Annotated in this window: 20 protein-coding genes; 3 read left to right on the top strand and 17 right to left on the bottom strand. The window is 76.1% G+C overall.

The genetic code is table 11. From position 1 onward, the window contains the following. The first annotated feature begins 83 nt into the window (after window positions 1–83). Window positions 84–1,118 (top strand): LacI family DNA-binding transcriptional regulator, encoded by a 1,035-nt coding sequence (locus AC1050_RS14725; protein WP_482388153.1) that lies wholly within the window; start codon window positions 84–86, stop codon window positions 1,116–1,118. A 25-nt stretch (window positions 1,119–1,143) separates the two neighbouring features. Here the strand turns inward: AC1050_RS14725 and AC1050_RS14720 are convergent, their stop codons facing one another. The 3 genes from AC1050_RS14720 to AC1050_RS14710 form a co-directional block, all read right to left on the bottom strand. Further along, a complete protein-coding gene (locus AC1050_RS14720; RefSeq protein ID WP_482388152.1) occupies window positions 1,144–2,076 on the bottom strand; it encodes a universal stress protein in 933 nt (310 codons plus the stop codon). A gap of 82 nt (window positions 2,077–2,158) precedes the next feature. Then, the gene (locus tag AC1050_RS14715) at window positions 2,159–2,965 is read right to left on the bottom strand and encodes a M15 family metallopeptidase (protein WP_482388151.1); all 807 of its coding nucleotides are present in this window, start codon (window positions 2,963–2,965) and stop codon (window positions 2,159–2,161) included. After that, window positions 2,962–3,771 (bottom strand): endonuclease/exonuclease/phosphatase family protein, encoded by an 810-nt coding sequence (locus AC1050_RS14710; RefSeq protein ID WP_482388400.1) that lies wholly within the window; start codon window positions 3,769–3,771, stop codon window positions 2,962–2,964. The genes AC1050_RS14715 and AC1050_RS14710 overlap by 4 nt, the downstream gene beginning before the upstream one ends. A 277-nt stretch (window positions 3,772–4,048) precedes the next feature. On the opposite strand from AC1050_RS14710, the gene AC1050_RS14705 reads away from it, so the two are divergent. Then, window positions 4,049–5,671 carry an endo-1,4-beta-xylanase gene (locus AC1050_RS14705; protein ID WP_482388150.1) on the top strand — a complete coding sequence of 541 codons (1,623 nt, stop codon included), beginning with the start codon at window positions 4,049–4,051 and terminating at the stop codon, window positions 5,669–5,671. Window positions 5,672–5,684: 13 nt separating this feature from the next. On the opposite strand, the gene AC1050_RS14700 is transcribed toward AC1050_RS14705, so the two are convergent. After that, window positions 5,685–7,283 (bottom strand): PP2C family protein-serine/threonine phosphatase, encoded by a 1,599-nt coding sequence (locus AC1050_RS14700; RefSeq protein WP_482388149.1) that lies wholly within the window; start codon window positions 7,281–7,283, stop codon window positions 5,685–5,687. 61 nt (window positions 7,284–7,344) lie between these two features. After that, entirely contained in the window at window positions 7,345–7,728 is a 384-nt protein-coding gene (locus tag AC1050_RS14695) for a VOC family protein (protein WP_482388148.1), read from the bottom strand. Window positions 7,729–7,905: 177 nt separating this feature from the next. Between AC1050_RS14695 and AC1050_RS14690 the strand changes: the two genes are divergently transcribed. After that, window positions 7,906–8,334: a helix-turn-helix domain-containing protein gene (locus AC1050_RS14690; protein WP_482388147.1), complete on the top strand. Its 429-nt coding sequence runs from the start codon at window positions 7,906–7,908 to the stop codon at window positions 8,332–8,334. 10 nt (window positions 8,335–8,344) lie between these two features. Here AC1050_RS14690 and AC1050_RS14685 read toward each other — a convergent pair whose 3' ends face one another. The 12 genes from AC1050_RS14685 to AC1050_RS14630 all read right to left on the bottom strand — a co-directional run bounded on the left by AC1050_RS14685 (window position 8,345) and on the right by AC1050_RS14630 (window position 20,344). Continuing rightward, the gene (locus AC1050_RS14685; RefSeq protein WP_482388146.1) at window positions 8,345–8,974 is read right to left on the bottom strand and encodes a ClpP family protease; all 630 of its coding nucleotides are present in this window, start codon (window positions 8,972–8,974) and stop codon (window positions 8,345–8,347) included. Next, the gene (locus AC1050_RS14680) at window positions 8,974–9,603 is read right to left on the bottom strand and encodes a ClpP family protease (RefSeq protein ID WP_482388145.1); all 630 of its coding nucleotides are present in this window, start codon (window positions 9,601–9,603) and stop codon (window positions 8,974–8,976) included. The genes AC1050_RS14685 and AC1050_RS14680 overlap by 1 nt, the downstream gene beginning before the upstream one ends. A gap of 148 nt (window positions 9,604–9,751) precedes the next feature. Next, window positions 9,752–10,564: a PP2C family protein-serine/threonine phosphatase gene (locus AC1050_RS14675; protein ID WP_482388144.1), complete on the bottom strand. Its 813-nt coding sequence runs from the start codon at window positions 10,562–10,564 to the stop codon at window positions 9,752–9,754. Window positions 10,565–10,658: 94 nt separating this feature from the next. Next, window positions 10,659–11,852 carry an NAD(P)/FAD-dependent oxidoreductase gene (locus AC1050_RS14670; RefSeq protein ID WP_482388143.1) on the bottom strand — a complete coding sequence of 398 codons (1,194 nt, stop codon included), beginning with the start codon at window positions 11,850–11,852 and terminating at the stop codon, window positions 10,659–10,661. Between the two features lie 86 nt (window positions 11,853–11,938). Continuing rightward, window positions 11,939–12,691 carry a hypothetical protein gene (locus tag AC1050_RS14665; protein ID WP_482388142.1) on the bottom strand — a complete coding sequence of 251 codons (753 nt, stop codon included), beginning with the start codon at window positions 12,689–12,691 and terminating at the stop codon, window positions 11,939–11,941. After that, the gene (locus AC1050_RS14660) at window positions 12,688–13,899 is read right to left on the bottom strand and encodes an amidohydrolase family protein (RefSeq protein WP_482388141.1); all 1,212 of its coding nucleotides are present in this window, start codon (window positions 13,897–13,899) and stop codon (window positions 12,688–12,690) included. Before AC1050_RS14660 ends, AC1050_RS14665 begins: the two co-directional genes overlap by 4 nt. A 52-nt stretch (window positions 13,900–13,951) precedes the next feature. Then, on the bottom strand, window positions 13,952–15,157 hold the full coding sequence (locus AC1050_RS14655; RefSeq protein ID WP_482388140.1) for a type III PLP-dependent enzyme domain-containing protein: 1,206 nt from the start codon (window positions 15,155–15,157) through the stop codon (window positions 13,952–13,954). Then, complete coding sequence (locus tag AC1050_RS14650; protein WP_482388139.1) at window positions 15,154–16,770, bottom strand: N-acyl-D-amino-acid deacylase family protein; 1,617 nt, start codon at window positions 16,768–16,770, stop codon at window positions 15,154–15,156. The genes AC1050_RS14655 and AC1050_RS14650 overlap by 4 nt, the downstream gene beginning before the upstream one ends. After that, window positions 16,767–17,558 (bottom strand): ABC transporter permease, encoded by a 792-nt coding sequence (locus AC1050_RS14645; protein ID WP_482388138.1) that lies wholly within the window; start codon window positions 17,556–17,558, stop codon window positions 16,767–16,769. The genes AC1050_RS14650 and AC1050_RS14645 overlap by 4 nt, the downstream gene beginning before the upstream one ends. A gap of 52 nt (window positions 17,559–17,610) precedes the next feature. After that, window positions 17,611–18,396 (bottom strand): ABC transporter permease, encoded by a 786-nt coding sequence (locus tag AC1050_RS14640; RefSeq protein WP_482388137.1) that lies wholly within the window; start codon window positions 18,394–18,396, stop codon window positions 17,611–17,613. Continuing rightward, complete coding sequence (locus AC1050_RS14635) at window positions 18,393–19,271, bottom strand: ABC transporter ATP-binding protein (RefSeq protein WP_482388136.1); 879 nt, start codon at window positions 19,269–19,271, stop codon at window positions 18,393–18,395. Before AC1050_RS14635 ends, AC1050_RS14640 begins: the two co-directional genes overlap by 4 nt. Beyond that, window positions 19,268–20,344 (bottom strand): ABC transporter substrate-binding protein, encoded by a 1,077-nt coding sequence (locus AC1050_RS14630; protein ID WP_482388135.1) that lies wholly within the window; start codon window positions 20,342–20,344, stop codon window positions 19,268–19,270. Before AC1050_RS14630 ends, AC1050_RS14635 begins: the two co-directional genes overlap by 4 nt. Between the last annotated feature and the right edge of the window lie 339 nt (window positions 20,345–20,683).

The following is a 20,683-nucleotide window of genomic DNA, read 5'->3' as shown; positions in this document are numbered from 1 at the left end:
CACGGTTCACCCGGGCCCGACCGCCTCGCCGACCGGTCCCGACCGCCGCGATGGTGACGTCACCATGGCGCTATCCTCGGCGCATGACCGACACCGTCCCGGCACCCGGCCGCAGCCGCTCGGGTCCGTCCATCGCGGACGTCGCCCAGCTGGCGGGCGTGTCGTCCCAGACGGTCTCCCGGGTCTCGACCGGCGCGGAGAACGTGCGCCCGGAGACCCGCGAGCGGGTCCTGGCCGCCATGGACCGGCTCGGGTACTCCCCCAACCACGCCGCGCGCGCCCTGCGGTACGGCAGCTTCGGCACCATCGGCCTGATCGCGCACCGCCTGGCCCGCACCGGCGAGTCCCGCACGGTCGAGGCCGTCGTCGAGGCCGCCCGCGCCGAGGGCTACACGGTCAGCCTGGTCGACGTGCAGACCCCCAGCTCGGACGAGATGGCCGAGGCCGCGCAGCGGCTGTCGCACCAGTCGATCGACGGGCTGGTGATCATCCGGGCCGAGACCGCCACCCCGGCGAGCCTCGCGCTGCCGCCGCGGATGCCGGTCGTCGTCTCGGACTCGCGGTTCGTCGGCCACCACCCGGCCGTCGGCGCCGATCAGGTCACCGGCACCCACCTCGCGGTGCAGCACCTGCTGGACCTCGGCCACCGCACCGTGCACCACCTGGCCGGCCCGGTCGACTCCGCGCCCGCCGAGATCCGCGTCGACACCTGGCGCGAGCACCTGGTCGGCTCCGGCCGGGACGTCCCCGCGGTGCTGCGCGGCGACTGGTCCGCGCGCTCGGGCTACGAGCAGGGCCGCGTCCTGGCGGCGGACCCGGACGTGACGGCGGTGTTCTGCGCGAACGACGAGATGGCGGCGGGGCTGGTGCGCGCGCTGCACGAGGAGGGCCGCCGGGTGCCCGAGGACATCTCCGTGGTCGGGTTCGACGACATCCCGCTGACCGAGTTCCTGTGGCCGCCGCTGACCACGGTGCAGCAGGACTTCCACCACATCGGCGACCGGCTGGTCGACCTGCTGCTCCGGCAGATCCGCGGCCGCGAGACCCTGACGGACACGCGGATCGTCGTCCCCACGCGGCTGGTGGTGCGCGCCAGCACGGGAGCCCCGCGCGCCTGACCCGCCGCCCGACCTGCCCCGCGCCTCAGGTGCCCGCGGTGGTGCGCTCCGGCTGGGCCGAGGCGCCCGCCGGGACCGCGTCGGCCCCGCGGGTCACCAGCACCGGGCACTCGGCGTGCTGGGCGACCGCACGGCTGGTCGACCCGAGGACCAGGCTGGCGAACCCGCCGCGACCCCGGGTGCCGACGACGACGAGGCCCGCGTGGTGCGAGCGGCGCTGCAGCACCTGCGCCGCCCGGCCCTCCGCGACGTCGCAGGTCACCGTGACGTCCTGCTGCGCCGACGCCCAGGACCGCGCCCGGTCCGCCACCCGCTCGGCCTCGTCCAGCGCGACCTCCCCCGGCGAGCGCACCGGGTAGGTGGTCGCCCAGTACCGCGGGCTGGCCACCTCCACCGCGGACGTCCACGCGGTGACCACCAGGACGTCGGTGCCCAGCCGCCGGGCCTGGTCGCACGCCGCCTCGAGCGCGCCGAACGACCCCGGCGATCCGTCGAACCCGACCAGGACCGGCTCCCGGCCCGTCCCCGGGCGCGCGCCGACGGGGACGACGGCCACGGGGCACCGCGCGCGGTGCAGCACGCCGGTCGCGACCGAGCCGAGCAACGACGCCCGTCCCCCGCCGGCCCCCCGCCGGCCCATGACGACCATCCGCACCCCGTCGCCGCGCTCGGCGAGCACCCGGGCGGGCGGGCCGTGCAGCACGAGGGCGCGGACGCCGACCTCCGGGACGGCCTCCCGGGCGAGGGCCGCGCCCTCCGCGGCCACCTCCAGCACCTGCGCCTGCACCTGGCGCCCGAGCCAGGTCTCCCCCGCCCCGCCGCCGTCGCGGCCCGCGAACCCCCAGACGTGCACCACCTCGAGGGCCCAGCCCCGGGCCGCGGCCTGCGTCGCGGCCCACCGGACCGCTGCCGCGGACTCCGGCGACGTGTCGTACCCGACGACCACGGTGTCGTCCATGTCCCTGCACCTCCCGGCTCGACGCCGATCGCCTCCACCATGCGCCTCCGGACGTCGGACACGCCAGGGACCGAGGTCCCCCTCAGCGTCCCGTCGTGGAGAAGTGCTGGTAGTCGACGGGCGACGTCCAGGACCCGCCCCACTGCCAGCCGTGCGCCGCGAAGGCACGCACCACCGCGTCACCGGCGTGCACCACCCCGGGCGCGTCCGGGCGGGCCGCGTACGGCTCGCCCTCCGGCGGCAGGACCAGCGACCCGCGCACGTACGGGTTCTCCACCGGGTTCAGGTCGATCGCCCGGCCGTACGCGTGCTCGGACCAGCCCGTGCCCCGGCTGATCGGCCGGCAGTTGAAGGCCGAGGTGTTGTCCGCCGCCATGGAGGCGTCGTCGCTGCCGCCGAAGTCGTCGACCAGGCGCATCGAGCGGATCGGGTAGCCGAGCGCGAACAGCTCGCCGAACACCGCGACCACGCCGTCCGCGACGTCGGCGTGCACCACGAGCTCGCCGGTCGCCACCGCCCCGTCGAAGTCCCGGTACGTCACCGTGACGTACCGCAGGTCCGCGAGCGGCACCGGGCAGCCCGCCCGCCACGAGGGCGCCATCCGGGCGGCGAGCTCCGCCGAGATCGGCGCGACGGAGCCGGTGTACCCGAGCGCGTAGGCGTCCGCCGCGACCGCGTCGTGGTCCGCCCAGGCCGCCTCCGGGGCGACGACCGGGCCGGCCCCGGCCGCCGGGCGCCGCCCGTCCGCGAGCTCCACCGGGTCCGGCGACGCCGTGGGGGCGGCGACCGGGCTGCCGCCCGGCGAGGGCACGGGTGCGTCCGCCGGGCCGCACGCCGCCAGGCCGGTGCCGACCGCGAGCGCCGCGACCAGGGCGGCCGCGCGCCTCACGAGGTCAGCTCCACGTCGACGACCACCGCGAAGTGGTCCGACGGGTACCGGCCCGCCACGGGCCGGTCACCGGCCAGGCGGGCCCCGCTCGCGCGGACGGCGGCGCCGGGGAGGCCGGGCCGGCCCGGCCTCGCCAGCACGTGGTCGATCCGCTGGTCGATCAGCTCGGTCGCCTCCAGCGGCGCCTCGGGGACCCGCGAGCTCAGCGTCACCGCGGCGGGGTCGCCGCCGCCCGCGGGCCACAGGTCGGTGAGCTGCCGGGTGAGCGCCGCGAGCTGCGGGCCGGTCGGCGTCGCGTTCAGGTCCCCGAGCACCAGGACCGGCAGGTCGCCGTCCAGGTCCGCGTCGGCGGCGAGGTCGGCCAGCGCCCAGGCCTGCGCCATGCGGTCCTCGTCGTAGCGCGGCTCCCACTCCAGCGTCGCGACCAGCACGTGCAGGGGGCCGGCGGGGTGGTCCAGGGTCGCCACCAGCGCGTGCGCGGGCGGGCCGGGGCGCTGGGACGCGGGCAGCGGCACCGTGCGGGTCGCCAGCGGCGGCCACCGGGACACCAGCGCGACGCCCATCTCGACGCCGGACAGGTCGGGGTCGTCGTCGTCCTCGGGCACCGGCGGCAGGCCGGTCGGCACGAACACCGCCGACGGCAGCCCCAGGTGCGCCGCGACCACGTCCGCCTGCGTGACGTCGCCGTCGCGCCACGTCTCCACCAGCGCCAGCACGTCGGGGCGGACGTCGGCGAGCACGCCGAGGACGGCGGCCTCCCGCTCCCGCCACGCGCCCCCGAAGCGCCACCACACGTTCCACGTCATGGCCCGCACGGCCCCCAGCGTAGGGAGCCCGGCGCGTCCGCGCGCCCGGGAGGACCCCCCGCGCACCCGCGTCACCCGGCCACGCGCCCGCATCGCCCACGGATTCTCGCGCCGCCGGCCGGGAGATCGGTGGGCGCGGCGAGAACCGGTGGGCGGTGGGGCACGTCACCGCGGTCGGACGTGCCTCGGGCTGGCCCTGGCACTCCCCGCGTGCCTACCGTGGTGCCGCCTCACCCGATCCGCCTCTCCCCCGACGCCCGACCGAAGGAACTCCCGCGTGCGCCGACCCGCTGCCCTGATCGGCGCCGGAGCCCTCGTCCTGGTCCTCGTGCTGGTCGCGGTCCTGGTCCTGGTGTCCCGCGACGACGACGCCCCCGCACCGGCCCCGTCGGCGTCGGTCAGCACGCCGCCCGCCGAGGCGATGACGACCGTGCTGTCCAGCGGGTTCGACGAGGGCGACGAGGGCTGGACGCCGCTCGGCGAGGGGGTCGAGGTGGCGGCCGCGCAGGACGTCACCCACGCCGGTGCCGGCAGCCTGCTGGTGCGCGGCCGGCAGGAGCCGTGGCACGGCGCGGCGGTCGACCTGTCCGGTGCCGTGTCCCGCGGCCAGGTGCACACCCTGTCGGCGTGGGTGCGGCTCGGCGACGGCGCCGAGGACGCCGACGTCCAGCTGACCCTGGAGCGCGACCCCGGCGGCGCCGACCCGCTGTACGTGCACGTCGCCCGCGGCGCCGCGACCTCCGGGGAGTGGGTGCAGCTGGGCGGCACCGCCGAGGTCCCCGAGGGCGACGGCGAGTGGCGGCTGTACGTCGAGACGCCGGAGTCGCTCGCGGACCTGCGGGTGGACGACGTCACGGTGCAGCGCCCCACCCCGGAGGTGCAGACCGACGTGCCGGCCCTCAAGGACGTGTCGGCGGCGCCGGTGGGTGTCGCCGCGGGGCCGCAGGACCTGACGGGCCGGCCCGCGGACCTGCTCCTGCGGCACTTCGACCAGATCACGGCCGAGAACGCGATGAAGCCGATCACCGTGCAGCCGGTCGAGGGCGAGTTCGACTTCGGCCCGATGGACGAGGTGCTCGACTTCGCCGTGGCGCACGGGCTCACCGTGCACGGGCACACCCTGGTCTGGCACCGGTCCACCCCGGAGTGGTTCTTCGAGGCGGCCGACGGCCGGCCGCTGACCAGCAGCCCCGAGGACCGGGCTCTGCTGCTGGACCGGCTGCGCGCCCACACGCAGGCCGTCGCGGACCACCTGGCCGAGCGGTACGGCGACGCGAACCCGGTGACGTCGTGGGACGCGGTCAACGAGGCGCTGGACCCGGAGCAGGCGGACGGCCTCCGGCACAGCCGGTGGTACGAGGTGCTCGGCCCCGGCTACGTCGGCGAGTCGTTCCGCGTCGCCCGCGAGGTGCTCGGCCCGGACGTGACGCTGTACCTCAACGACTACGACACCGACGCACCCGACCGCCGGCGCCAGCTGGTGCGGCTGCTGATGGACCTGCAGGCGGAGGGCGCGCCGGTCGACGCGGTGGGGCACCAGATGCACGTCGACGTCGACACCGACGTCGACCGGGTGGCGACCACGCTGGACGCGGTGGCGGCGCTGGGCTTCCGGCAGGCGGTGACGGAGCTCGACGTCGCGCTGTCCGACGAGGACGAGCGGCTCGAGTCCACCCCGCAGGACCGCGTCGAGCGGCAGGGCGACCAGGTGCGCGCGCTGATGGCCGCGTTCACGGCGCGCGACCTCGCGTTCGTCAGCGTGTGGGGGCTGTACGACACCCGGTCCTGGCTGCGGGCCTGGCCCGAGGAGCGCCCGTTCGAGGCGCCGCTGCTGTTCGACGACGACCTGCAGGCGAAGCCCGCGTTCTGGGGCTTCGTCGAGGGCGCGGGCGGCGGCTGAGCCGCCCGGCGCCTCAGGCGTCCGCGTCCGGGACCCCGGCGCGGTAGACGACCAGCGCCACGTCGTCGTCGGCACCGTGCGGGGCGAGCTGGCGCAGCACGTCGTCCGCCACCGACGCGGCACGCGCGCCCTCGGGCTGCGCGGCGACCACGGCGGTCAGGCGCTGCAGGCCCACCAGCAGCGACTCGTGGCGCCGTTCGATGAGCCCGTCGGTGCACACGACGAGCAGGTCGCCGTCGGCCAGCCGCTCGACGCCCTCGGGGCGGTCGGAGCTGCCGACCGCGAGCGCCGCGCCCCGGGCCCCGGTCAGCAGCTCGGCGCCGCCGCCGGCCCGGCGCAGCACCGGTGGCAGGTGGCCCGCGGTGGCGTAGGTCAGCGTGTGGTCGACCTCGTCGACGACGCCGCAGAACACGGTGGTGCACTCGGCGCCCGGCAGCGTCCGCGCGAACCGGTCCAGCCCGGCGAGGACCGCGGCGGGGCTGCGGTCCTCCAGCAGGAGCGCGCGGCCCGCCGCGCGGAGCTGGCCCATCCGGGCGGCCGCGTCGAGGCCGTGGCCGACGCAGTCGCCGACGACGAGTGCCCGGCGACCCGGGCCGAGCTCGATCAGGTCGTACCAGTCGCCGCCGACGGCGAGGTCCCCCACGGCGGGGAGGTAGCGGGCGACGACGCCCGCGACGCTGGAGCCCTGCGGCACGATCGCCGCCTGCAGGGTGTCGCTGACGACGCGCAGGTGGTCGACCTCGCGGACGTGCCGGAGCGTGCCGCTGACGGCCTCGCCCACGGCCGAGCCGACCAGCCGGAGGAACGACCGGTAGGCGTCGTCCCACGGCCGGTGGGAGCCGGCGGTGAGCGTGATCGTCCCGGCGGGCACGGCGTCGCCGGCCGCCATCAGCGGCAGCACGAGCGTCCGGTCGCGCTCCTCGGGCGCCGCGGTCCGCAGCACGCGGTCGACGACCTCGGCGGGGACGACCGGCACGCCGGACGCGGCGGTGCTCACGACGAGCCCGGCGTCGCCCCGCAGGGACAGCTCGGCCCGCACCACGTCCGGCGACCCGCCCAGCAGGTCGACCGTCGTGCGCCCGATCGCCCCCAGGTCGCCGTGGGCGCCCGTCAGCCGCACGGAGAGCTCCCCGAGCAGCTGCATCCGCCGCCGCTCGACCACGCGCTCGGTGGTCTCGGTCGCGATGTCCAGCAGACCGAGCACCGCGTCGGTGGCGTCCCGGATCGGCGAGTACGAGTAGGTGAAGTAGGTCTCCTCGTCGTACCCCGAGCGGCGCATCGCGAGGTACTGGTCGACCACCCAGGTGGGTTCGCCCCGCACCATCACCTGCTCGACCGACGGCGCGATGTCGTCCCAGATCTCCTTCCACACGTCGGCGATGGGGGCACCCATCGCCGCCGGGTGCTTGTCGGAGCCGAGGCAGTCCCGGTAGCCGTCGTTGTAGATCATCGTGAGCTCCGGACCCCAGGCGACGAGCACCGGGAACCGGGTCGCGAAGCACATCTCGACGCTGACCCGCAGCGCCGTCGGCCAGGTGCTCGGCACGCCCAGCGGCGTCGCTGCCCAGTCCACCTCGCGCGCCAGCGCACCGGTCGCACTGCCGGCGGTCACGCGACGGAACCACGGTGATCTCACGCGCCGACAGTACGCGGACGCGACCGCCGAGGCCGCCTCAACCGTCGCGGTACAGGCAGAACGGGTGACCGGCCGGGTCCAGCATCACGCGGAGCGACGGCTGCTCCTGCTGGTCCGGCGCCACGCGCGCGCCGAGCCGGACCGCGTCCGCCACCGCGTCGTCTAGCTCGACCACCTCGACGTCCAGGTGCAGCATCATCTGCTGCCGCCCGTCCTCCGGCGGCCACACCGGCGGCACGAAGTCCGGGTTGCGCTGGATGGCGAGGTACGCGACGCCCGCCGGTGCGGCGACCACCGCGTGCTCCGGGTCGTCGCCGACCACCTGCCAGCCGAGCACCTCGGCGTAGAACGACGCCAGCGCGCACGGCTCCGGGGCGTCGATCACCACCCCCCACCAACCACCCTCGGCTCGCCCCCGCATACGTCCATCCTGGCCACCGGCGGGCCTCAGCGCGCGTCGAGCCCCGCGACCCGCGTGACGGCGCGGGCGACGGCGTCCCGCACCCCGCCGTCCTCGGCGTCTGCTCACGGCAGAACGGTGCGGCCGCGCCGGTGCGGGCGGCGGGGCTACCGTGGCGAGGACCCGAGGAGGTCCCCGATGCCGCAGCCGCCCGTCGCCCCCGCAGCGCCCACGGCGCGCCGCACCCCGCCCGCCCGGCCCGAGCCGCCGCTGCGCGTGCTGGTCGGCGCCATCCTGCGCGGGCACCGCGAGCGCCAGGGCCGCACCCTGCGGGACGTCGCCGAGGACGCCCGCGTCTCCGTGCCGTACCTGTCCGAGGTGGAGCGCGGCCGCAAGGAGGCGTCCTCCGAGGTCCTGGGCGCCGTGTGCCGCGCACTCGGGCTGGGGCTGGTCGACCTGGTGGGCGAGGCGCACGCGCGCCTCGCCCGGCAGCAGGGCCGGGTCGTGCTGGACCTGGCCGCCGCGACGGGTCCGGCGGCCGACCGGCCGGACCGGCGGGACCTGGCGTCGGTCACCCCGCTGCACCCGGCCCCGCCGGCCCCCGGCTCCGTCCGCCTGGCGGCCTGACCGGTCTCCCTCAGGCCGCGAGGTGGCCCGAGCCGGTGCCGGGCGGCTGCTTGATCGTCGTCACCACCGTGTCCGCGATGCCGTAGGCCACCGCTTGCTGGGCGGTCAGGACGCGGTCCCGGTCGGTGTCGGTGCGCAGCTGCTCGACCGAGCGGCCCGTGTGCGCCGCGAGGACCTCCTCCACCTGCGCCCGCAGCCGCAGGATCTCGGCGGCCTGCAGCTCCAGGTCCGCCGCGGTGCCCTGGCCGCCGCCCGACGGCTGGTGCAGCAGCACCCGCGCGTGCTCCAGCACGTGCCGCTGCCCGGGGGTGCCCGCCGCGAGCAGCACCGCCGCGGCCGACGCCGCCTGACCCAGGCAGAACGTCGCGACGTCGGGCCGGACGTACCGCATGGTGTCGTAGATGGCGAGCAGCGCCGTCACGGAGCCGCCGGGCGAGTTGATGTACAGGTGGATCGGCTGGTCCGGGTTCTCGGACTGCAGGTGCAGCAGCTGCGCGATGACGACGTTCGCGACGCCGTCGTCGATCTCGGTGCCGATGAAGATGATCCGGTCGCTCAGCAGCCGGGAGAACACGTCCGAGGCGCGCTCGCCGTTCGGCCGCTGCTCGACCACGACGGGCACCGTGTACTGGCCGGCCATCACAGGCCCGCCCGCCGCTGCGCCGCGTCGGGGCGCACGTCGTCCAGGTGCTCGACGACCCGGTCGACGAACCCGTAGACGAGCGCCTCCTGCGCCGTGAACCACCGGTCCCGGTCGGAGTCGCGCTCGATGGTCTCGACCCGCTGCCCGGTGTGCTCGGCGATCAGCGCCTGCATGGTGCGCTTGGTGTGCGCCAGGTTCTCCGCCTGGATCGCGATGTCGACCGCCGTGCCGCCGATGCCGCCCGACGGCTGGTGCATCAGCACCCGCGCGTGCGCCATCACGTTCCGCTTGCCCGGCGTGCCCGCGCTGAGCAGGAACTGGCCGGCGCTCGCCGCGAGCCCCATCGCCAGCGTGGCCACGTCGTTCGGGATCAGCCGCATGGTGTCGTACATCGCGAACGCGGCGCTCACCGAGCCGCCCGGCGAGTTGATGTAGAGCGCGATGTCGCGGCGCGGGTCCTCGGCGGACAGCAGCAGCAGCTGCGCGCAGACCCGGTTGGCGACGGCGTCGTCGACCTCCTGGCCCAGCACGACGATGCGCTGGTGCAGCAGCCGGGCGGCCAGGTCGTCGTCGAACGCCCGGGCGGGCGGCGCCTCGGCGCGGGCGCGGGTCGGGGTGGGGAGCATGCGGACCTCCTGGGGTCGTCGGTCCCGCCACGCTCGCACTGCGCGCGGTCCGCGCGGGGGCCGCTCTGCCCGCGGCAGATCTGCGGCAGGCAGACGGCCCGGCGCAGAGGTCCGGTGCCGAGGTCGGGCGCGCCGGCCCGCGCGCCGGTCAGGCGGTCGGGTCGAGCACCTCGTCCGCCGCGTCGACCGCGGCCCCGGCCAGGCGGGCCCCCTCCCCCGCGCGCGTGCCCCGGGCACGGACCACGTCGGCCACCACCACGCTGACGTTGTCCCAGGCGTCCGCCTCCAGCGCGGCCTCGACCAGGGCGTCGGCGACGACCTCCGGACCGCCCGGGCCGCCCAGCAGGGCGAGGACGCGGTCCTCGCCCACGTAGTCGGTCAGCCCGTCGGTGGCCATCAGCCACCGGTCACCGGGCCGGGTGTCGACGGTCAGCACCGTGACGTGCGCCGGGTCCCCCGCGTCGCCCGCGAGGCAGTGCAGGATCACGTTCCGCCGGGGGTGCTGCGGGGCGTCGGCGGGGTCGACCACCCCGGCCTCGACCAGCAGCTGCACCAGCGAGTCGTCGCGGGTGACCCGGTGCGCCTCGCCGTCCCGCCACAGGTAGGCGCGCGAGTCGCCGATGTGCACCACGCGCGCCGCCTCCCCCGCGCAGAACACGCCGGTGAACGTGGTCGCCATCCCCTCCAGCGCGGGCTCGCGGCGCATCCGCTGCGCCAGTCCCGCGTTCGCGTCGGCGACGGCGGCCCGCAGGTCCGCCCCGGTCAGCTCCGGCGTCCGGGCCCCCGCGAGCGCCGTCACGAGGCGGTGCGCGACGGTGCCCGACGCGACGTCGCCCCCCGCGTGACCGCCGACGCCGTCCGCGACGAACGCGAACCCGGCCGCGCCGGCGGCCGCGTCCTGGTTGCTCGCCCGGTGGGCGCCCGCGACGGACCGCACCGCGGTGACGAGCGACAACGACATGGGGGCACCTCCAGGGGGTCGGGCACCTCGTGCTCCCACGATGCCACGCCCGGGCGCACTCGGCTGATCGCCCGCCGGAGGGACCCGCGACGGCTCAGCCGATCAGGCCCCGCAGCGCCTCGGGCGCCACGTCCCGCTGCGTGGCGATCACCTCGCGCGCCCGGTCGGTCGCGTCCCACACGTTCCACAGCAGCACGCCGACCACCGCGTCGCCGTCCAGGTAGTAGACGACCCCGGCCCCGAAGCCGTCGTCGTGCCAGTCCTCGACGGTGTTCAGCGACGCGTCCAGCCGGCCGACGGCCTCGTAGCCGTACTCGAACAGGTCGGAGTAGAAGAACGGCGTGTGCGCGTACTCCTCCGCCGCGCCGGCGAGGTTCCGGCCCGCCTGGGTGCCCGAGGTCGTGGCGTGGTCGACGTGCTCGACCCGGGTGCGGCCGAGCAGCCGGTCCGGGTAGCGCGCGACGTCGCCCGCCGCCCACACGTGCGGGTCCGACGTGCGCAGCCGCGCGTCCACGACCACGCCGTCGTCCACCTCCAGACCCGCCGCCCGCGCCAGCTCGGTCTCCACGACGATGCCCGACCCGACCACGACGCCGTCCGCGGCGATCTCGCGACCGTCCTCGAGCGTCACGGTGACGCCGTCCGCACCGGACTCGGTGGCCACGACGCGGGCACCGCCGAGCAGGGTCACGCCGGCGTCCGCGTACCGCTGCTGGACGTGCGCCGCGAGCGCGGCGGGGAAGGAGGCGCCGGTCAGCGTGTCCTGGGGGAACACCAGCGTGACCCGGGTGTCGTTCTGCACCAGCGACGCCGCGAGCTCGGTGCCGATGTACCCGCCACCGACCACCACCACGTGCCGCCCGGCACCCGCGAGGTCGCGCAGCCGCTCGTAGTCGCGCACGGTGCGGAAGTAGATGACCCGGCCCGACGCCTCGACGCCGGGGAGCGGCCGCGGGTGCCCGCTGGTCGCGAGCAGCAGCGCGCCGTAGCCGACGGTGAAGCCGGCGTCGGTGGTGACCGTGCGGGCCTCGAGGTCCAGCCCGACCACGGACTCCCCCAGCAGCAGCTCCGCACGGGTGTCCTCGGCGGTCGCCAGCCACACCTGGTCGAACGTGAACCCGCGGTCGGTCCACAGCTTCTTGGTCAGCGCGGGTCGGGTGACCGGCGCGGTCGGTTCCCGGCCGATCACCAGGATGCTGCCCGCCGGGTCGACCTCCCGGATACCGCGCGCGGCGGAGTCCCCCGCCATGCCGGCCCCGACGATCACGTAGTCGTAGCTGTCCTGCACGGGTCCTCCCGAGGTCGCGTCGTCGCTCCCGAGCCTGCCCCCGCCCGCGTGCGGCGCGCTACCCCCGGGGTCCCGGCAGCCGGCGGTCACGGCAGCGGCGTGACGGTCCACGTCCCCCGGGTGCCGAGCACGACGACCCCCGGCATCCGGACCTCGACCCGTTCGCTGAACGCGACGTCGTCGCCCAGCGCGAGCATGTCGGGGTTGCCCTGCTCCGTCAGGTCCACGGCCGAGAGCACCCGCGCGAGCATCGAGTCGTCCGCGTCGGCGGGCGCGTAGTCGAGCTGCACCGCGCTCGCGTCGTCGCCGAGCAGCAGCACCGTGGCGCCGGTGCCCTGCTGGACGCCCGTGGCCACGGGCAGGTCGTTCCAGCTCTGCAGCTCGAGCGTCCACGCGCCCTCGGCGCGCACGACGACCTCCTGCTGCGGAGCCGAGTCCTTGAAGACGTCCACGAGGTACGACCCGGTGAGCGGCGCCGGGCCCTCGCCCCACGCGGACCCGCGCCCCTCGGCGGAGATCACGACGTGGCCCGTGCAGGCCGAGCAGTTCAGGTGCGCGACCACGCCGAACTCGCCGTCCCGCACCACCGAGACGACCGCGGCACCCGTGCCCGACACCGCGGCCGGGGCGCCGGCAGACACCGTGCCCGCGTCGAGGCGCTGCTCCGGGAGCGGCTCCTCGGTGGGCGTGGGCGTGGGCGTGGGCGTCGCGGACGGGGTGCGTGCCGCCGCCGCGGGGCGCGCCGGCTTGGGCCCCGGGTCCGGGGTGCAGCCGGCCAGGACGACCAGCAGCACGGGCACGGCGAGCACGGCGCGCGGGCGCCTCAGCAGGGAGTTCACCCCGGCAGCGTGCCCTGGACGACCACCCCGCGCGACACGACGGCCACGATGTTCTCCACCCTCAGCGCGCCGGTGTCCTCCCACGGCCGCCCGCGCAGCACCACGAAGTCGCTGCCGAGCCCGGCCCGGAGCCGCCCCGTGACGGAGCCCATCCGGATCGCGTCCGCGGCGTCGGACGTGGCGGCCACGAGCGCGCGCTCGGCGGACCAGCCGAACATCGCCGCCATCGCGCGGACCTCCTCCATCTGGTCCCCGAAGCCGACGAACTGGCCCGACGCGTCGGTGCCGAGCACGAAGCGCACCCCGGCCTCGGCGGCCCGAGCGAAGCCGGCGTCCCGCAGGGCCACGACGTCCCGGGCCTTCGCCTGCGCCTCGGCGGACACGGGACGGCGGCCCTCGGCGATGATGTCGTTGATCAGCAGCGTCGGTGCCACGGGCAGATCCCGCTCGACGAGCGTCGCCAGGTGCCGCTCGAGGATCGCGGTGCCGTGCTCGATCGAGTCGACGCCCTCCTCCAGCGCGATGTCCAGGCCGTCGGCGGTGTGCGTGTGCGCGGCGACCAGCATCCCGAGCGCGTGCGCCTCGTCGACGGTGGTCCGGATCTCCTCGCGGGTCTGGTTCCGCCAGCCGACCTTGTCGCCCATGGAGAGCACGCCGCCGGAGGTGTAGATCTTCACGCCCGCCGCGCCGGACCGCGCCCACACCCGCACGAGCTTGCGGCACTCGTCGGGGCTGTCGGCGGTGGGCGGCCGGTGCGGGTAGTGCGGCGGGACGAACAGGTCGCCGTGGCCGGCGGTCATCCCCACCTGCCCGTGCGACAGCAGCCGCGGGCCGGTCAGCACGCCGGCGTCGAAGGCGCGGCCGACGGCCAGCTGCACCGAGTCGGCGGCCAGGTCGCGCAGCGTGGTCACGCCGGCCCGGGCGCAGCGCAGGGCGTTCGCGGCCAGGTGCAGCGACCGCTCCTCCGGCGGGGTGAGGATCGGCCACGCGGACGGGTCGGCGGCGCGCGCGCCGGCCGGGTACCCGAGGTGCACGTGCGTGTCGACCAGCCCGGGCACCACGCTCAGGCCGGCGTGCCGGGCGGGCGCCTCCTCGACGGCCAGGATGCGGTCGCCGGACCAGGTCAGCCGGGCGGGCCCGACCTCCCGCTCGCCGTCCCAGAGCGGGATGCCGTCGAGGAGCTGCTCGGGGGCTGCGGTGCTGGTCATGCGCGGTCCTTCGGTCGTGGAGCGGGCGGAGCGGGTGGAGCGGGTGGGACGGCTACAGCTGCGGCGTGATCTCGCCGACCACGCGGTCGTCGGCGTCCACGAGCGGCAGGTGCCGCCAGCGGTCGAACGCGCCGCAGGGGTGGCTGATGCCGAACCGCAGCACGGTGCCCGGCGCGACCGACGCCGCGACGCCGGCCGGGACCCGGACGAACGCGTGGTGGTCGTTGACGCCGGTGACCTCCCACGCGGACACGTCGAGGTCGGACGCGACGGCGCCGAGCACGACCGGCAGCCGGTCGTCCGTGGGCACCTCGCGGCGCCCGAACCCGACCACGACCCGGCCGTCCTCGGGGGCGGACAGCACCGAGGCGCGGAGCTCGAACGCGGGGCGCAGCGAGGCGTCGCCCCGGTCGGCACCGAGCGGCGAGGTGCGGCGGTACACCCCGTGGTCGTGCGTGACGTAGCAGCCCGAGCGCAGCACCGTCGTGACCGGCCGGTCCCACAGGGCGGGCCCGAGCTCGCGGACGACGAGGTCGAAGTACGACGAGCCGCCCGCGGTGACCACCGGGACGCCGGCCACCAGGTCCTCGTCCGTCACCGCGGTGACCAGGGCGCGGACGCGGGCCAGGAGGTCGACCGCGCCCCGCGGCACGCCGACGTCGGCCGAGGCGGGCATCAGCCCCTCGAAGGTCGCGACGCCCGCGAGCCGCACGTACGGGCTCGACGCGACCCGCCGGGCCAGCGCCAGCGCCGCGACGTCGTCCCGGACGCCGGTGCGGCCGCCGGGGAACCCGAGCTCGAGCAGCAGCGGCAGCGGCCGCGCCGTCGCGTGCCGGGCCAGCTCGTCGAGCAGCAGGTCCAGGCCCGCCTCGCTGTCGACGTAGCAGAGGTACTCGGTCGCCGCGCCGGCCCGCAGCAGCGTCGTCGCCACCCAGGCGATCGCGGCTCGGTCCACCAGCACGTTGGCGTGCAGCACCCGCGGCACCCCCCAGCCGGCCAGGGTGCGCACCTGCGCGGTGGTGGCGGCGGTGAAGCCCCACGCGCCGGCCGCGGCCTGCCGCCGGACCAGGTCCCGGGACATGTGCGTCTTGGCGTGCGGGGCGAGCTGGACGCCGGCGTTCCGGCACCACTCGGCCATCACCCGCACGTTGTGGTCCACCACCTCGTCGTGCAGCAGCATGACGGGCAGCTCGAGGTCCGCGGTGTCGAGCACCTCCGGGGCGCCGGCGCCGGCGCCTCCGGCGTGCCGCCCGGTCACGCCGCGGCTCCCGGACGCACGGGCTCCGGCCGGCCGGAACGCAGCACGCGCCCGGCGCGCACCCCGGTGAACTCGCCGTCCTCGACGACCACCGTCCCGGCGAGGACGGTGCACCGGATGCCGGTCGGCCGCTCCCACGGGCGCTGCGGCGTGCCCGGGTGCCCGACGGCGGCGGGGTCGAGCACGACGAGGTCCGCGACGGCGCCCGGCACGAGCCTGCCCCGCCCGGGCAGGCCGAGCACGTCGGCGGGCAGCGAGGTCATCTTGCGGACCGCCTCCGGGAGGTCGAGGACGCCGCGCTCGCGGACGTACCGGCCGAGCACGGTCGGGAAGCAGCCCCAGCCGCGCTGGTGCGCGTTGCCGACCGGGACGGAGTTGTCCGAGCCGATCGCGATCAGCGGGTCCGCCAGGACCGCCCGGACGTCGGCCTCGGCCATCAGCTCGTAGACCATCATCGCGCCGGGGTCCGCGAGCACCAGGTCGCACAGCGCGTCCCAGGCGTCGAGCCCGCGCTCGGCGGCGACCTCCGCGACGCTGCGGCCGAGCAGCGCGGTGTCGGTGTGCATGCTCAGCAGCACGCCGTCCGGAGTCGTCTGGGTCCAGGCACCGGCACCCGGGCCGCCGGCGAGCGCGCGCGCCGCCAGGGCCGCCCGCGTGCCGGGGTCGGCCAGCCGGCGCGCCAGCTCGGCGCGCCCGCCGGCCTGCGCCTCGGCCGGCAGCAGCGCCGTGAGGAACGACTCCCCCGTCGTGTACGGGTAGGCGTCGCCGTGCACGTCCAGGCCCTCGGCGCGCGCGGCGTGCAGGGCGGCCAGCAGCTCGCCGGCGCGGCCGTGGTTCCGGCGGCCCGCGGCCTTGCAGTGCGACACCTGCAGCCGGACGCCGGTGCGGCGCGCGACGTCGAACGTCTCCGCGAGCGAGGTGGCCAGGCCGTCGCCCTCGTCGCGCATGTGCGTCGCGTACGGCCGGCCCCAGCGCGCGGCGACGGCGGCGAGCGCCGCGACCTCGTCCGCGTCCGCGTACACGCCCGGCGCGTAGATCAGGCCGGTCGACAGGCCGAACGCACCCTCGGCGAACGCGGCGTCGGCCAGCGCCACCATCTGCTCCAGCGCACCCGGGGCCAGGTCCTGCGCCATGCCGTTGGCGCTGATCCGCAGCGTGCTGTGCCCGACCAGCGAGGCGACGTGCGTGGTCGGCCCGTGCTCCTCGACGGCGTCCAGGTACTCCCCGAACGTCCGGGGCCAGGACGACACCCCGGCGGCCACGGTGCTGGAGATCGGCCGGTGCAGGTCGACCGCGCGGTCGTCGAGGAGCGGCGCCGCGGAGTTGCCGCAGTTGCCGACCACCTCGGTGGTCACCCCCTGCAGCACCTTGAACGGCTGCGCGTCGGCCATGAACGGCACCACGTCGGAGTGGGTGTGCGCGTCGATGAACCCCGGTGCCACGACCAGCCCGGTCGCGTCGACCACCCGCGCGCCCGCCGGCACGGGCAGTCCCGGGCCGACGGCCAGGACGCGGTCGCCGGCGACCGCGACGTCCGCCCGCACCCCGGGCGCCCCGGTGCCGTCGAGCACCGTCCCGCCGCGGACGACCAGCGTCACCTCGGGCGCGCTCACGACAGCTGCCCGACGCGCTCCTGCACCAGGGTGTCCAGCACGCTGACGACGGCGTAGACGGCCATGGTCATGGCGGCGACCGTGATGGCCGACGCCCACATCGCGTCGTAGCCGAACGACCCGGCCGCGCGCGAGATCGCACCACCCAGGCCCTGCCCCGTGGACAGCCACTCGGCGATCATCGCGCCGGTGACGGCCGACGGGACGGCGATCCGGGCCGAGGCGAGCGTGGACGGCACCGCCGCGGGCAGGGCCACCTTGCGCAGCACGGTCCACGACGAGCCGCCGTACGCCAGCACCAGGTCGCGGTGCTCCCCGGAGACGCTGCGCAGGCCGTACAGGATGTTCGCCAGCGCCGGCAGGAACACCACGATGATGACGATGGCCGTCACGCCGGTCTGCCCGATGCCGAAGATCAGCGTGATCAGCGGCGTCAGCACGACCAGCGGGATGGACCGCAGCACCATCGCGGTCGGCATCACGATCCGCTCCAGCACGGGCGACACCGCGAACACCACGGCCAGCAGGAACGCCGCGGCCAGGCCGACCAGGTAGCCGATGCCGGCGTCCCGCACGGTGACCAGCAGGTCCGCGCCGATGGTGGCCCGGTGCTCGGCCGCCCCGTCGGCGAGGAACACGTAGTCGACGACGTCCCACGGGCGCTTGCCGATCAGCGGGCTGACGTCGAACACCTCGAGCACGGCGACCCAGAGGGCGAGCGCCGCGAGCACGGCCAGCGCGAGGGTGCCGACCCGGCGGGCGACGAACGCCCCGGTCGAGCCGGTCACTCGGGGCCCCCGCGGAGTCGGGAGCGCAGCGAGCGGCTTCGTGGGGTGGTGGTCATGCGCGTCGCTCCTTCGCCCAGGGGGTGAGGACCCGGCCGACGAGCCCGACCAGGCCGTAGCCGGCCAGGGACAGCAGACCGGCCAGGATGCTCATGCCCCACACGCGGTCGGGCTGGATCTGCCGCTGCGCGGCATTGAGCGCCACGCCGATCCCGGAGTCGATCCCGCCGAGGTACTCCCCGACGACGGCGCCGAGCAGCGCTGCCGGGACCGCCACCTGCAGGGCGGTGACGATCGCCGGCAGCGCCGACATCAGCTGGACCTTGCGGATCCGGGTCCACCGGTTGCCGCCGTACGCGGCCACCAGGTCCAGCGAGCTGCGGCCGGCCGAGCGCATCCCGAGGATCGCGCCGACGAGCGTGGTGAAGAACACGAGCAGGGCGCCGAGGAAGATCGCCGCGGCCCGCCCGCCGAAGATCACCATGACGATGGGTCCGATCGCGACGACGGGCAGGCAGGAGCTGATCACGCCGAGCTGGGTGATCACGTCCTCCAGCCGCGGGACCACCAGCACGACCGCCGCGAGCGCCAGCCCGGCCAGGTTGCCCCACAGGTAGCCCTGCGCGGCACGGGTCAGCGTCGGGGTGACGTTGGCGCCGTAGTACGACCAGCCGTCCTGGACCGCCGACCGCGCGACGTCCAGCGGCGACGGGAACGAGGTGCTGTTCTCCAGGTTCGCGGTCATCGCCCACCACAGGGCGATCAGCAGCACGATGCCGACGGTGCCGCCGACCCAGGGACGGGTCAGCGCGCCGCGGAACCGCGCGAGCACCTCGCTCACTCCGCGGCCTTCCCCGTGCCCTCGCGCGAGAACAGGAGCCCGGAGAGGTGGTCGACGACCTCGTGGAACTCCGGCGTCCGCATCATCTCGGGCGTGCGGGGACGCTCGAACGGGATCTCGACGATCTCGACGATCCGGCCCGGCCGCGCCGACATCACGGCGACGTAGTCGGAGAGCAGGGCCGCCTCGGCGATGCCGTGCGTGACCATCAGCGTCGTGGCGGACCGCTCGGTCCAGATCCGCTGCAGCTCGAAGTTCAGCCGCTGCCGGGTCATGTCGTCCAGCGCGCCGAACGGCTCGTCCAGCAGCAGGAAGTCCGGCCGCACGGCGAGCGCGCGGGCGATGGACGCGCGCTGGCGCATGCCGCCGGACAGGTGGGCCGGCCGGCTCTTCTCGAACCCGGTCAGGCCGACCAGGTCGATCAGCTCGGCGACGATGCCGTCGTCCTTGCGCTTCTGGATCTCCAGCGGCAGCCGGATGTTCTTCTGCACCGAGCGCCACGGCAGCAGCGCGGGGTCCTGGAACGCGATGCCCATGCCGTCGGCGCGCCGGCCGGGCGCGACCGGGGTGCCGTTGACCGCGACCGTGCCGGCGGACGGGGTCTCCAGGCCGGCGAGGATGCGCAGGATGGTCGACTTGCCGCAGCCGGACGGGCCGAGCAGCGACAGGAACGAGCCCTTCGGCGTGGACAGGCTCACGTCCTCGAGCGCGGTCACGGTGCGGCGGCCGGAGCGGAACTCCTTGTGCAGCCCGGTGATCTGGATGCCCGGGCCGGCCGCGGCGGGTGCCGACGGTGCCGACGTGGGCACGCCCGCCCCCGCGGCCGAGGGGGCCGGCAGCGCGGGGACGGGCGTGGACTGGGGGGAGGACGTCACGAGAGCAGGTCCGGGTTCTCGGAGTAGACCTCGTCGAGCAGCGTCAGGTCGAACAGGTCCTCGGCGGCGATGTCGATGCCCGCGAAGCCGAGCGAGGCGACGGTGCCCTCCTGGAGCTCCTCGCTGACGGTCAGCAGGCCGTTGGTGGCCGTCTCGTCCGTCTCGACGAGCGTCGCCTGGCGGTCGAACGACAGCGCGATCGCGTCGGCGTCGTACTGCTGGTCCTTGCCGTACTCGTTGACGGTGAGGTCGACGGCGCGCTCCGGGTCGTCGAGCGCGGCGCGCCAGCCCTCGGCGGTCGCCAGCAGGAACGCCTTGACCTGCTCCGGCTGCTCGTCGATCGCCTGCTGCGACGTCACGACGACCTCGCCGACCATCGGCAGGCCCTCGTCGGCCAGCAGGAACTCGGCCGCCTCGAAGCCGGCGGCGGACAGCGCGGCCGCACCCGTCGTGGTGTAGCCGATGAAGCCGTCCACCTGGCCGGTGGTCAGCATCGAGGTGTCGGACAGCGGCACCGTGGTCACGTCGGCCGGGTCGATCTCGTTCGCGGCGAGGAACGCGTTCCACACCAGCGTGTTGGAGTCGGAGACCGCGATCGTCTTCCCGGTCAGGTCGTCGGCGCCCTCGATCGGCGCGGACGCGGCCGACACCAGCGCGAACGGGTTGAGCTGGTACGTCGCGCCGACGATCTTCAGCTCCGCGCCCCCCTGGATCGCGGGCGCCGTGATCAGCGGCGAGGACAGGCCGGCGAACGCCTGGCCGGTGGCCACGGCCGCCTCCGCGCTCGTGGCCGACGAGCCGCCCGCCGTGAGCGTCACGCCCGGGAAGCCGGCGTCGGTGTACAGCCCGTCCTCGACCGCGAGGTACTCACCGGCGAACTGCTGGTTCTTCAGCCAGGAGAGCTGGACGCTGATCTCGTCGAACGACTCCGCGCCCGCGCTCGCGCCGTCGCCGGAGCCGGCGGTGTCGTCCGAGCCCGAGCAGGCGGACAGCAGCAGGCCGGCGGCGGCCACGGCGGCGGTCAGGCCGACCAGGCGGCGCGGGGAGCGCGCGGTCGTGATGGTGCGGGTCACGTCAACCTCGATCACGTCGTGCGGCCACCCGGGCATCGGGTGGCCGCGGTGCCAGGGGAGGGAGCCGCCGAGGCGTTCCGGCGACGTGCTCCATCAGACAGCCCGGGCCGACGTCGTCGCCATGTGGGATCCTCCGAACTCGACCGCCCCCAGCGGTGCGGACCCTTGTGCGACCGCACCGCCGGGACACACGCCGGACACACGGCGGCGCCCCCGTGGGCCCGCTCCGGTCGATCGCCCAGCGCCGCGAACGGCTCCGGACCTGCGTCGTTGGTGGATCGCACGAGGCCGCGGGCCCGTGCGCTGTGGTTGGCTCGGCGACGAGCGTGGGCGAGGCCT

The sequence above is a fragment of the Cellulomonas sp. NEAU-ZC6 genome (assembly GCF_056844425.1).
This window is presented reverse-complemented; position numbering and strand designations above follow the sequence as displayed.

Coding starts and splice junctions, on each gene's coding strand:
- AC1050_RS14675 (WP_482388144.1), bottom strand. CDS start 10,564: ATGTCGTTGTCGCTCGTCACCGCGGTGCGGTCCGTCGCGGGCGCCCAC.
- AC1050_RS14690 (WP_482388147.1), top strand. CDS start 7,906: ATGCCGCAGCCGCCCGTCGCCCCCGCAGCGCCCACGGCGCGCCGCACC.
- AC1050_RS14685 (WP_482388146.1), bottom strand. CDS start 8,974: ATGGCCGGCCAGTACACGGTGCCCGTCGTGGTCGAGCAGCGGCCGAAC.
- AC1050_RS14720 (WP_482388152.1), bottom strand. CDS start 2,076: ATGGACGACACCGTGGTCGTCGGGTACGACACGTCGCCGGAGTCCGCG.
- AC1050_RS14695 (WP_482388148.1), bottom strand. CDS start 7,728: ATGCGGGGGCGAGCCGAGGGTGGTTGGTGGGGGGTGGTGATCGACGCC.
- AC1050_RS14710 (WP_482388400.1), bottom strand. CDS start 3,771: ATGACGTGGAACGTGTGGTGGCGCTTCGGGGGCGCGTGGCGGGAGCGG.
- AC1050_RS14660 (WP_482388141.1), bottom strand. CDS start 13,899: ATGACCAGCACCGCAGCCCCCGAGCAGCTCCTCGACGGCATCCCGCTC.
- AC1050_RS14725 (WP_482388153.1), top strand. CDS start 84: ATGACCGACACCGTCCCGGCACCCGGCCGCAGCCGCTCGGGTCCGTCC.
- AC1050_RS14680 (WP_482388145.1), bottom strand. CDS start 9,603: ATGCTCCCCACCCCGACCCGCGCCCGCGCCGAGGCGCCGCCCGCCCGG.